11 protein-coding genes are annotated in these 11,793 nt (G+C 72.9%); 9 read left to right on the top strand and 2 right to left on the bottom strand.

Features of this window, described 5'->3' with window-relative positions; all coding sequences use genetic code 11:
* Positions 1–94: 94 nt before the first annotated feature.
* The 3 genes from ONA70_RS14965 (at position 95) to ONA70_RS14955 (ending at position 3,942) form a co-directional block, all read left to right on the top strand.
* Complete coding sequence (locus tag ONA70_RS14965) at positions 95–1,102, top strand: ABC transporter permease (RefSeq protein WP_265007026.1); 1,008 nt, start codon at positions 95–97, stop codon at positions 1,100–1,102.
* A 9-nt stretch (positions 1,103–1,111) separates the two neighbouring features.
* Positions 1,112–2,098, top strand: a complete 987-nt coding sequence (locus ONA70_RS14960; protein ID WP_265007025.1) for an ABC transporter permease — start codon at positions 1,112–1,114, stop codon at positions 2,096–2,098.
* A gap of 107 nt (positions 2,099–2,205) precedes the next feature.
* The gene (locus tag ONA70_RS14955) at positions 2,206–3,942 is read left to right on the top strand and encodes an ABC transporter substrate-binding protein (protein WP_265007024.1); all 1,737 of its coding nucleotides are present in this window, start codon (positions 2,206–2,208) and stop codon (positions 3,940–3,942) included.
* Positions 3,943–4,029: 87 nt separating this feature from the next.
* Here the strand turns inward: ONA70_RS14955 and ONA70_RS14950 are convergent, their stop codons facing one another.
* The gene (locus ONA70_RS14950) at positions 4,030–6,174 is read right to left on the bottom strand and encodes a S9 family peptidase (RefSeq protein WP_265007023.1); all 2,145 of its coding nucleotides are present in this window, start codon (positions 6,172–6,174) and stop codon (positions 4,030–4,032) included.
* Between the two features lie 86 nt (positions 6,175–6,260).
* On the opposite strand from ONA70_RS14950, the gene mshB reads away from it, so the two are divergent.
* The 3 genes from mshB (at position 6,261) to ONA70_RS14935 (ending at position 8,225) form a co-directional block, all read left to right on the top strand.
* Entirely contained in the window at positions 6,261–7,184 is a 924-nt protein-coding gene (gene mshB, locus ONA70_RS14945) for an N-acetyl-1-D-myo-inositol-2-amino-2-deoxy-alpha-D-glucopyranoside deacetylase (RefSeq protein WP_265007022.1), read from the top strand.
* A 17-nt stretch (positions 7,185–7,201) separates the two neighbouring features.
* Positions 7,202–7,675, top strand: a complete 474-nt coding sequence (locus ONA70_RS14940; RefSeq protein ID WP_265007021.1) for a hypothetical protein — start codon at positions 7,202–7,204, stop codon at positions 7,673–7,675.
* 85 nt (positions 7,676–7,760) lie between these two features.
* On the top strand, positions 7,761–8,225 hold the full coding sequence (locus ONA70_RS14935) for a hypothetical protein (RefSeq protein ID WP_265007020.1): 465 nt from the start codon (positions 7,761–7,763) through the stop codon (positions 8,223–8,225).
* A gap of 13 nt (positions 8,226–8,238) precedes the next feature.
* Here the strand turns inward: ONA70_RS14935 and ONA70_RS14930 are convergent, their stop codons facing one another.
* Positions 8,239–9,198 carry a GNAT family N-acetyltransferase gene (locus ONA70_RS14930; RefSeq protein ID WP_265007019.1) on the bottom strand — a complete coding sequence of 320 codons (960 nt, stop codon included), beginning with the start codon at positions 9,196–9,198 and terminating at the stop codon, positions 8,239–8,241.
* A 79-nt stretch (positions 9,199–9,277) separates the two neighbouring features.
* Between ONA70_RS14930 and fdxA the strand changes: the two genes are divergently transcribed.
* The 3 genes from fdxA to ONA70_RS14915 are packed head-to-tail and all read left to right on the top strand — an operon-like array spanning position 9,278 to position 11,787.
* A complete protein-coding gene (fdxA, locus tag ONA70_RS14925; RefSeq protein WP_265007018.1) occupies positions 9,278–9,604 on the top strand; it encodes a ferredoxin in 327 nt (108 codons plus the stop codon).
* Positions 9,601–10,707: a succinyldiaminopimelate transaminase gene (gene dapC, locus ONA70_RS14920; RefSeq protein ID WP_319957255.1), complete on the top strand. Its 1,107-nt coding sequence runs from the start codon at positions 9,601–9,603 to the stop codon at positions 10,705–10,707. Before fdxA ends, dapC begins: the two co-directional genes overlap by 4 nt.
* Before the next feature lie 18 nt (positions 10,708–10,725).
* Complete coding sequence (locus tag ONA70_RS14915) at positions 10,726–11,787, top strand: prephenate dehydrogenase (protein ID WP_265007017.1); 1,062 nt, start codon at positions 10,726–10,728, stop codon at positions 11,785–11,787.
* Positions 11,788–11,793: the final 6 nt, after the last annotated feature.

The raw sequence follows: 11,793 nt of genomic DNA, 5'->3' as shown, positions 1-11,793 counted from the left end.
TCGCCCGGGACGGGGGCGGCCAGCTCACCGCGTGTCACTTCCCCGAAGGCGGGCCGGTCGGCGTCGGGAGCAGCGAGTCAGTGGAGGTGTCGCAATGAGCCTGTCCCCGGTCGAGGGCGCGGCGCGGGCCGAGATCGAGCCGGCCGCCGACCCCGTCCTGCCCGACGAGAAAGGCATCGTGGGCCGGTCGCCCGGTCAACTCGCCTGGGCCCGACTGCGCCGGGACCGCACCGCGGTGGTCAGCGCCGTGGTGCTGCTGTGCCTGGCCGTGCTGGCCATCGCCGCACCGCTGGTGGCCAAGGTGTACGGGGTCGGCCCGAACGAGCAGTTCCAGCAGCTCCTGGACGGCAACGGCATGCCGCTAGGGTACGTCGGCGGCATCACCGGCGACCACTGGTTCGGTCTGGAGCCGGGCCTCGGCCGCGACATCTTCATCCGGATGGTCTACGGCCTGCGGACGTCGCTCTTCATCGCGCTGGCGGCGGCGCTGGTCACCACCGCGATCGGCGTCGTGCTGGGCATCCTCGCCGGGTTCCTGGGCGGGGTGGTCGACACGGTGATCAGCTGGATCACCGACGTGGCGCTGGCCCTGCCGTTCCTCATCTTCGCGCTGGCCGTGGTGCCGACCGTGGCGCTGCGGTTCTACGGACCCCGCGAGGAGGTGCCGGCGGCGTTCCAGGTGGCCGTCCTCATCGGCATCTTCGCCGCGTTCGGCTGGACGAGCACGGCGCGGCTGGTCCGCGGGCAGGTTGTCTCGCTGCGCGAACGGGAGTTCGTGGAGGCGGCCCGGGCGAGCGGGGCGGGGCTGGGGCACATGCTGTTCCGCCAGCTCCTGCCGAACCTGTGGGCCCCGATCCTGGTCGCGTTCTCGCTGGCGGTGCCGCAGTACATCACCGGCGAGGCGGCGCTGTCGTTCCTGGGCATCGGCATCCTGGAGCCCACCGCCGACTTCGGCCGGATGATCTTCCAGAGCATTCCGTACCTGCAGACCGACCCGGCCTACGTCTTCTTCCCCGGCATCACGATCTTCGCGCTCGTGCTCGCCTTCAACCTCTTCGGTGACGCGTTGCGCGACGCGCTCGACCCGAAGTCCTCCCGGTAGGGGTGCAACATGGCGCGATTCCTGGTCAAGCGACTGCTCGCCGCGGTACTCACCCTCTTCGCGGTGAGCGTGCTCAGCTTCCTGATGTTCTTCGGGCTGCCGCGTGACCCGGTCACCGGGATGTGCCCGAAGAACTGCAACGCCGAGCGGCTGGAGCGGGTACGCGTGGAGCTGGGGCTGCGGGACCCGCTCCCCGAGCAGTACGCGAACTACATGAAGGGCATCGTCGTCGGCCGCGACCTGGGCAGCTCGCAGGGCGGCCGGTGTGACGCCCCGTGCCTGGGCTACTCCTACGTCCGCAGCGAGGCCGTCACCGACACGCTCGCCCGGGTGCTGCCGGTGACGCTGAGCATCGTCATTCCGGCGGCGGTGCTCTGGCTGGTGCTCGGCGTCGGGCTGGGCATGATCTCCGCCCTCAGACGGGGCACCGTGCTGGACCGGGTGGCCATCGGCTTCTCGCTGGCCGGCGCCTCGATGCAGCTCTACTTCGTCGGCGCGGTGCTGCTGCTGGTCTTCACGTACAACCTCCGGATCACCCCGGTGCCGGGCTACACGTCCATCTTCGACAACCCGGTGAAGTGGGCGAGCGGGTTGGTGCTGGCCTGGGTCGCGCTGGCCTTCCTCTTCTCGGCGATCTACGCCCGGCTGTCCCGGGCGCAGATGCTGGAGACCCTCTCCGAGGACTTCGTGCGGACGGCCCGGGCCAAGGGCGTGCCGAAACGGAAGGTCTACGGTCGGCACGCGCTGCGGGCCGCCATCACGCCGATCGTGACGATCGCCGGGCTGGACGTGGGTGGCGCGCTGGGCGGCACGGTGATCACCGAGACGACCTTCGGCCTCCAGGGCCTCGGCCGGACCGCCGTGGACGCGGTCAAGTCGGGTGATCTGCCCACCATCATGGCGACGGTCCTGATCTCGGCGTTCTTCATCGTGGTCGCGAACATCGTGGTCGATTTCCTCTACGCCGCGATCGATCCCCGGGTCCGGTTGCGATAGGGCATCACCTTGGCGGCGACCGTGGAAGTTTCTGCCGCTCTCTGCTACACAATCCGCAGCTTTCCTACAGATTTCCGAAGCTCGCCGAGATAGGGGAGGAGGCGCAGATGCGCCTGAAGAGAGCAGCCGCCGTCGGCGGAGCGCTCACGCTGCTCGTCACGATGGGGGCGTGCAGCGAGAACAAGGGCACCGGCGGTGGAAACAACGAGACCCGGGTGAACACCGGGTCGATCGCCACCGACCCGAAGGATTCCCTGGGGCCCGCGCCGGAGGTGGCCGGGGCCAGCAAGGGTGGCACGTTCCACGTCATCCGCGAGTCGCAGATCTCGCACCTGGACCCGCAGCGGATCTACTCGTTCGCCGGCCTGATGAACGCCCCGCTGTACGCCCGGTTCCTGACCACGTTCAAGGACGACGGCTCGGGCAAGGTGACCCTGGTCGGCGACCTCGCCGAGACCCCGGGTACGGACGTCAACAAGGACTGCAAGGTCTGGGAATTCAAGATCAAGGACGGGGTGAAGTTCGAGGACGGCACCCCGATCACCTCGAAGGAGATCGCGTACGGCATCGCGCGTTCCTTCGACCCGGACCTCACCGGTGGCCCCACCTACATCCAGGAGTGGCTCGCCGACAGCCCGCAGTACGACACGAAGTGGGACTTCAAGGCGAACAAGACCTCGCTGCCGCCGGGCCTGACCACGCCGGACGCGAAGACGCTCAAGTTCGGGTTCGCCAAGCCGCACTGCGACCTGCCGTTCGCCGCGTCGCTGCCGTACACCGCCCCGCTCAAGCCGGAGAAGGACACCGGGGTCAACCTGGACAACCAGCCGTTCTCCTCGGGGCCGTACAAGATCAGTAAGAACACCCCCGGCGTCGAGCTGGTGCTGGAGCGCAACTCGAACTGGGACCCGGCGACCGACCCGGTGCGGCACGCGTACCCGGACAAGGTCGTCTGGCACTACGGGCCGGACTCCGAGGCGGGCGCCAACCGGGTGATCGCCGACAACGGCGACGACCAGGCAGCGCTGGGCTTCAACGGCGTGCCCGTCTCGCTGACCTCCCGGGTGCTCGGGGACGCGTCGCTCAAGTCGCGCACCATCCAGGGCCCCACGCCGTCGCTGTGGCGGCTGACCATCAACACCCAGCGGGTCACCGACCTGGCGGTCCGCCAGGCGCTGAACTACGCCATCGACCGGGACGGTTTCATCAAGGCGTACGGCGGTGAGGCGTCCGCCAAGGCGGTCACCACGCTGATGCCGCCGTCGACCATCGGCTTCCAGCAGTACGACGCGTACCCGGCGGGCCCGAACGGCAACCCGGACAAGGCCAAGGAGCTGCTCGGCGGCAAGAGCCCGGAGCTGGTGCTCGGCATCGGCGACGACTCCCCCGAGTTGGCCACGCAGCTCAAGGGCAACCTGGAGAAGGCCGGCTTCAAGATCACGGTGAAGACCATCCCGGCCGACGCCAAGCTGGACGAGACGAAGAAGAAGAACAACCCCTGGGATCTCTACGTCGACCAGTGGGCCGCCGACTGGCCCAGCGGCGCGGCCATCCTGCCGGTGCTCTTCGACGGCCGGGGCATCAAGGCCGAGGGCAACAGCAACACCTCGTTCGTCAACAGCGACGAGATCAACAAGGAGTTCGACCGCGTGCTGGCGATGCCGGCGGGCGACCAGGGCACGGAGTGGGCGAAGCTGGACCAGCGGATCATGAAGGAGCTGGCCCCCGCCGTGCCGCTGTTCGTCGAGAACGGCTTCTACGTGACCGGGTCGAAGGTGGGCGGGATCTTCCTGTCCAGCATCTTCGGCTACCCGGCCTTCACGAACGTCTACGTGAAGCAGTAACCGCCTGACAGGAGGGGCCCCTTCTTAACACCTCGGTGTTAAGAAGGGGCCCCTGCTTTACCGCAGGCGTTAACAGGGGGCCCCTCCTTACAAATGCCGGCGGAGGAAGTCCAGCTCCAGCTTCAGCAGGCGTTCGGCGACGCCGCCGGCGGCCATGTGGCTGGCTCCGGTCAGCGGCAGCACCGCGTGCGGCCGGCCGGCGGCCAGCAGCGCCGCCGAGAGCCGCAGCGTGTGCGCGGCCACCACGTTGTCGTCGACCAGGCCGTGCACCAGCAGCATCGGCCGGGCCTGCGCCGGGTCGCCGACCGGCTCGGCGGCCAACTCGACCAGCGAGTGGTGGGCGTAGATGTCCATCCCGTCGTCCGGCATCCCCAGGTAGCGCTCGCTGTACGCGGTGTCGTACAGGGTCCAGTCGGTGACCGGGGCCCCGACTATCGCGCAGCGGAACAGCTCCGGGTGGCGCAGTACGGCCAGGCCGGCCAGCCAACCCCCGAACGACCAGCCGCGTACCGCCACCCGTTCCAGGTCCAGATCCGGGTGCTTGCCGGCGAGCGCGGTCAGCGCGTCCACCTGGTCGGTCAGGATCACGTCGGCCACCCGCCGGTGGATCGCCTTCTCGAACGACGGGGCGATGCCCGGGGTACCCCGGTTGTCGACGGTCACCACCGCGAAGCCGCGGTCGGCCCACCACTGCCGCTCCAGCCAGGCGGCCCGCGCGGCGACCACCTCCTGGTGCCCCGGCCCGCCGTAGAGGTCCAGCAGCACCGGCAGCTTCGTGCCCTTCACGTGCTCGGTCGGATAGAGCACCGCGCTCGGCAGCCGCCGGTCGGTCACCCGGACCAGCAGCGGCCGGGGGGCGTACGGCGGGTTCGCGGCCAGCGAGCGCAGCTCGCCCACCTCCCGGTCGCCGTGCCACACCTGCCAGCGGGTGCCCGGATGCTCCAGCGAGGCCGTCCCGACCACCAGCGTGGTGCCACCGATCGCGGCGGTGTGCCAGCCCGGGTCGCTGCCCATCCGCCGGGCGTCCACCCCGCCGCCGATCACCGTCCGGACCCGGTAGAGGTGGCGCTGGCTCGGCTCGCCCTCGCTCGCCTCCACCAGCAGGTCGGTCGGGCCGTTCGGCCCCGCGGGCAGCCGCCCCACCACCCGGCGGACGTAGAGCGAGGGCGGGGTGAGCAGGGTGCCGTCGGCGAACAGGCAGCGGGCGTCGTACCCGTCGTGGGCCAGTTCGCCGCCGACCAGCACCCGGCCGTCGGGCAGGTGCGCCGGGGTGCCCGGGACCGGCTCCACCCAGCGCGGGTCGGCCAGTTCGGCGTGCACCTGGGTCTCCCCGGTGCGCGGGTCCACCGCGAGCACCAGGCCGTGCTGCTGCGACCGGCGCAGCACGGTGATCAGCGGCCCGCCGTCCGCCCAGTCGACCGAGGTGAGGTACGGGTAGGTCTCCCGGTCCCAGTGCACGTCGACCCAGCCGTCGTCGAGGTCGAGCAGATGCAGGCTGACCTGGGCGTTCGGCCCACCCGCCCGGGGGTACGCGACCGTCGTCGGCGGGCTCTCCGGGTCGGCCGGGTCGTGCAGGTGCCAGCGGGCCAGCCGCGACTCGTCCACCCGGGCGGCCAGCACCGAGCGTCCGTCCGGCGCCCACCAGTAGCCCCGGTACCGGTGGAACTCCTCCGCCGCGATGTGCTCGGCGAGCCCCCAGGTCACGCCGCTGTCCTCACCGGCGAGGAGGTTGTCCGTGCCGTCCGGCTCGACCACCCGCAACTGGCCCCGGCGGACCCCCGCGGCCGCGTCGGTGACGTACGCCAGCCGCTCGCCGGTCGGGTCGGGCCGGGGGTCGATCACCGGGCCGACCGTGGTCACCTCGACCACGTCGCCGTGCACCAGGTCGGCCCGGAACAGTCGGCCGGCCAGGGCGAACGCGGCCACCCGGCCGGCCGCGTCCAGGGCGTACGAGCCGATGCCGGCGGACGCCAGCCGCAGCCGCTCGCGCAGCGCCCGCTCACCGGGTGACAGCGCGGTCGGGTCGCCGTCCGAGCCGAGCAGCACCGCCGGGTCGGCGACCAGCCGCTCCTCGCCGGAGGCGACGTCCAGCAGCCAGAGCGCGTCGGCGGGGTCCTCCGGGCCGGACGAGCGCAGGAAGACCACCCGGGAGCCGTCGTCCGCGACGGAGACGGCGCGCGGCGCCCCGTGGCTGAACCGGCGGGTACGGGCGGCCAGCTCGGGAAAGTCCACGCCTCGGATGGTAGGCGCGCGCCGGGGGTGATGTGGCCGACCTGCGCGGACGCGTAACCCATGGTGGGACAGGACCGCCGACTAGAGTGACGGGCGTGACGACGCTGCCCGACCGACGCCTGCTGCTGGTCCACGCGCACCCCGACGACGAGTCCATCGGCACCGGCTCGACGATGGCCCACTACGCCGCGACCGGCGCCCACGTCACCCTGGTGACCTGCACCCTCGGCGAGGAGGGCGAGATCCACGTACCGGAGCTGGCCCAGCTCGCCGCGGCCGAGGCCGACCAGCTCGGCGGCTACCGGATCGGCGAGCTGGCCGCCGCCTGCGCCGCGCTCGGCGTCACCGATCACCGCTTCCTCGGCGGCGCCGGCCGCTACCGGGACTCCGGAATGATGGGGCTGGTCACCAACGAGCACCCGCGGGCCTTCTGGCAGGCCGACCTCGACGAGGCCGCCGGACACCTGCTGGACGTCATCCGGGAGGTCCGCCCGCAGGTGCTGGTCACGTACGACCCGAACGGCTTCTACGGCCACCCCGACCACATCCAGGCGCACCGGGTGGCAATGCGCGCCGTGGAGCTGGCCGACGCCGAGGGGACCGCCCCGGCGAAGGTCTACTGGACGGCGATGCCGCGCAGCGTGCTGGAGGCCGGGCTGGACCACTTCGTGGAGGCCTCGGACAACCCCTTCGCCGGCATCGACAGCGCCGACGAGCTGCCGTTCGGCACGCCCGACCCGGAGATCGCCGCGCGGATCGACGCCACCGACCAGCACACCGCCAAGGAGGCCGCGATGCGGGCGCACGCCACCCAGATCCCGGCCACCTCCTGGCTCTACTCCATCGCCGGCAACTTCGGCGCGGAGTTCATGGGCGTGGAATATTTCACCCTCGCGGTCGGCGACAAGGGCCCGGGCAACGGCCCGTACGGCTGGGAGGACGACCTCTTCGCCGGGCTGGCGCTGGACGGGCCGGACCGGTCGCCGATCGCGGCGGCCGGCCTCCGGTGACGCTCCCGGCCGTACCGATGTCGGTCACTCCCGGGCAGCAGCCCGCCGCGCCGCCCGAGCGGCCGCGGCGCGCGCTCGACGTCGCGCTGCGGATCGCCGGCGGCGTGGTGGCGGTCTGGGCGGGGGTGCTCGCCGCAGTGCTGGAGCTGATCTTCGCCGCCGGCGCCTGGGAGCTGGTCAAGGGCCGGCCGGACGGCGTGTCGAAGGCGGTGGTCGGCATCTCCGCCACGCTGGGCGGCGTCGCCGGCGTGGTCGCGTTGACGGTCCTGCTGGGCTGGTTCGCGCACGCCGCCGTGGGGACCCGGTGGGCGGTGGCGTTGGCCGCCCTGCCCTGGTTCGTGGTGATCGTCGCGGGTGGTGTCCGGACCGCCGAGGGAGATCTCGCGCTCACCGGCGACAACGTGCTTGGCCTGGCAATGGTGGTGGCGGGCGCGGTCACCTTCGCCGTGCTCGGTTTCCGGCAGCTCGTGGCTCCGCCGCCCGCCCGTTGAGGGGACAGACGGCACACAGGTCGCAGTGGTAGATATTCCAGCCAGGAGCCTGCCATCGGGGCGGGCGTACGGCGGGAGGCGTGCGATGAGGGAGCGGTGGCGCGCGATCGGCGTGCTGGCGGCGGCGCTGTTCTTGGTCAACGTGGTGGCGCGGCTGGTCATCAGGTTCGGCTTCCCTGACGACGACGCTGCCGCCGACCGGGTCTCGTGGCTGATGTTCGTGGCGATCGGGCTGATCCTCGCCGTGCTGGCGTTCCGGTGGGGCGGCGACCGTCCGGTGGGCCGGTGGACGGCAGACCTGACCGGGGCGGTCGCGGTCGCGCTGGCGCTGACGGTGTTCGTCGGCCCGCTCCTGGTGGGGAAGAGCCCCTTCGACGGCGGAGCCGGGCTCTTCTTCGCGCAGATCTGGCTCTATCTGGCGGCCACGGTGGCCGGGGTGCTGGTGGGCTTCCTGACCCTCACCGCGCTCGGCCGCGACTACCGCTCACAGCAGCTCAAGCGGTACGCCGAGCTGAAGGCCGCGAAACCCCGCAAGGTCGTCCGCCGCTGACCGGCGCCCCGCCTCAGCGCGGGGCGACCCGGGTCAGGTAGGTGTGGTGGGTGGTGAACCCGAGGCCCCGGTAGAGGGCCACGGCGGGGGCGTTGTGCTGCTCCACCTGAAGGAAGGCGTGCGTGGCGCCCTCGGCCCGACCCCAGTCGACCAGGGACCGGATCACCCGCCCGGCGAGCCCCTGCCGGCGCGCCTCGGGCACCACCTCGATCAGGGTCAGGCCGAGCCAGCGCCCCTGCCCGGTCACCGTGCCCCGGCCGACGGCGACCAGCCGGCCGTCGGCGTACACGGTGGCGAAGCGGATCTTCGCGACGGCCGTGAGCACGTGCCGGGCGGCGTCCGACAGGCTGCCCTTGCGACCCGCGGCGATCGCGAGCCAGTCGTCGGTGGGCGCGGCGGCGAGCTCGACCGGCGGTTGGTCGACGGACCCCGCCGGGGCGGGCGGCAGCGCGGCGAGCGGCACGGTCTGCACCAGCACCGGCGGCCGGGCGGTCCAGCCCCGCGCGTCCAGCTCCGCGCCGACCGGCGCGGCGAGCGGCAGCGGGGTGTTCACCATGGCGGGCTGGCCGTGGTCGGCGTACCAGCGCTCCACCGCGTCCAGCGCGGCGGGCAGCGGGCGGTCCGGGTCGCCGACCGGGAGCGCCGAGTTGGCCCGGCCGGTCCAGCCGTCCGCGCCGCGCAGCAGCCAGTCGCCGAGTCGTCCGCGTACCGGGGCGGGCCAGGCCTCGTCGGCGGCGAGTTCGACGGCGAGCACCGCGGCGGCGGTCGGCCGGCGCGCCGCCGGCACCCGTTTCGCCCGGTGGACCTCCCCTATCGGGACCCGGAGCCGACCCCTGTCGGTGGCCAGCGTGATGTGGCTCTCGCTCAGCTCGACGAGCTCCCCGAGGGCGTCGGTGAACAGCGGCCGGCCTTCGCGAATCCCCACAATCCGGCGGACCACGATCCGGTGTCCCACGTCCTGCTGTCGGAGCACGATCGACCTCCTCCCCGGCGAGATACTAGGCTCTTACCGGTCGCGGTGATCGCGACGAGGCTTGCGGAGGAGAAGACCGGTGACCTACATCATCGCCGAGCCCTGCGTGGACGTGCTCGACAAGGCATGCATCGAGGAGTGCCCGGTCGACTGCATCTACGAGGGCAACCGGATGCTCTACATCCACCCCGACGAGTGCGTCGACTGTGGTGCCTGTGAGCCGGTCTGCCCGGTCGAGGCGATCTTCTACGAGGACGACGTCCCGGAGCAGTGGAAGGACTACACCGGGGCGAACTACGAGTTCTTCGAGGACCTCGGCTCGCCCGGTGGCGCCTCCAAGATCGGCAAGGTCGACAAGGACGCGCCGTTCGTGGCCGCCCAGCCGCCACGCGGAGAGGGCCACTGAACCGGCCCGCGCCGGTCTCGTCGCGGCTGCCCGACTTCACCTGGGACACCCTGGACGCCGCGGCCGCGACGGCCGCGGCGCACCCGGACGGTCTCATCAACCTCTCGATGGGCACGCCGGTCGACCCGGTGCCCTCGGTGATCCGGCAGGCGCTGGCCGACGCGTCCAACGCCCCGGGCTACCCGCTGACCGCGGGCACCCCCGCGCTGCGGGACGCCATCGCGGCCTGGGTGGCCCGGGCCTGTGGCGCGGGCGTCGACGGGCTCGGCGTGCTGCCGACCATCGGCTCCAAGGAGCTGGTGGCCTGGCTGCCCACGCTGCTCGGCGTCAGCCCCGGCGACGTGGTCGTGGTGCCGTCCATCGCCTACCCGACCTACGAGGACGGGGTCCGGCTGGTCGGCGCCACCACGGTGCGCTCCGACTCGCTCACCGTGCTCGGTCCGACCCCCCGGGTGCGGCTGGTCTGGGTCAACTCGCCCGGTAACCCGACCGGCCGGGTGCTGCCCGCCGCCCATCTGCGCAAGGTGGTCGACTGGGCCCGCGAGCGGGGCGCGGTGGTCGCCAGCGACGAGTGCTACCTGCCGCTGGGCTGGGACGCCGAGCCGGTCTCGATCCTGTCGCCCGAGGTCTGCGGCGGGTCGTACGAGGGCGTGCTGGCCGTGCACTCGCTCTCCAAGCGCTCCAACCTGGCCGGCTACCGGGCCGGGTTCGTGGCCGGCGACCCGGCACTGGTCGCCGAGCTGCTCAAGATCCGCAAGCACGCCGGCATGATCGTGCCGGCCCCGGTGCAGGCCGCCATGGTGGCCGCGCTGGGCGACCAGGCGCACGCCGACGAGCAGCGCGAGCGCTACCGGGCCCGACGGGAGCAGCTGTACGCCGCGTTCACCGCCGCCGGCTTCACGGTCGAGCACTCCGAGGCCGGGCTCTACCTCTGGATGACCCGGGACGAGGACTGCTGGGACACCGTCGACTGGCTGGCCCGGCGCGGCATCCTGGTCGCCGCGGGCGTCTTCTACGGTCCGGCCGGTGCCCGGCACGTCCGGGTGGCGCTGACCGAGTCCGACGAGCACGTCGCCGCGGTCGCCGACCGGCTGCGCGGCTGATCCCCGGGAGCGGCGGCGGTGACCGACGGCGGGACCGGACGGGACGACCCGAGCGTCGTCGACCCTCCGGTCGCGGGCGTCCGCGCCGCGGTGGTCGGCACCGGGCTGATCGGCGGCTCGCTGCTGTTGCGGCTGCGCGACGCCGGGATCGATGTGGCCGGCTGGGATCCGGACCCGAACACCCGCGGACACGTGCGCCGGTGGGGGGTCCCCTGCCCGGACACGGCCGTGGAGGCGGTGACCGGCCGGGACATGGTGTTCCTCTGCGGTCCGCTGCCCACCCTGTCGGGCATGCTGACCCAGGTGGCCGCCGCCACCCCGGAACACTGCGTCCTCACCGACGTGGGCAGCACGAAGGCCGAGGTCGCCGCCACCGCCACCGCCCAGGGGCTGGGCCACCGGTTCGTCCCCGGCCACCCGATGGCCGGCGCGGACCGGGCCGGACCGGCCGCGGCCGATCCCGGGCTGCTCGTCGGGGCCGCCTGGGTGCTCTGCCCGGGCCCGAACGGGCTGGCCGCGTTCCGCCGGCTCGCGGCGCTGCTCATCGAGGTGTTCGGCGCGCGGGTGGTGCCGATGTCCGCGCCGGAGCACGACGCGGCGGCGGCCCTCAGCTCACACGTGCCGCACCTGCTGGCCGGCGCGCTGGCCGGGGCGGTGCAGCGGTCGGAGCTGCGCGACGCCGTGCTGTCCCTCGCCGCCGGGAGCTTCACCGACGGCACCCGGGTGGCCGGCGGGCCGGCGCAGCGGACCGCAAACATGCTGCTCGGCAACCGGGGGCGGGTGCTCACCGGCCTGGCGTCCGTCCGGGCGATGCTCGACGAGCTGGCCGACGCGCTGCGGGCGGGCGACGCCGCCACGCTGGCCGCCCGGCTGGACGAGGGGCGGAGCGCCCGCGCGACGCTGGCGGAGCGGACCTTCGCCGCCCACGAGCGGGAGTTCCCGGCCGCCGCGGACCACGCGGGGGAGTTGGCCTACCTGCGCGAGCTGGGGGCGGCCGGCGGTCACCTCACCGGCTGCCGGCCGGCGGGCGGGGCGGTCACCTACACCGCCCAGCTGCCGAGGACGCCCGATTCGGCCTGAGCTGGG

This window comes from Micromonospora yasonensis (genome assembly GCF_026013475.1).
Lineage (GTDB): Bacteria > Actinomycetota > Actinomycetes > Mycobacteriales > Micromonosporaceae > Micromonospora > Micromonospora yasonensis.
The sequence above is the reverse complement of the archived record's forward strand: the minus strand, read 5'-3'. Positions and strand labels throughout refer to the sequence as shown.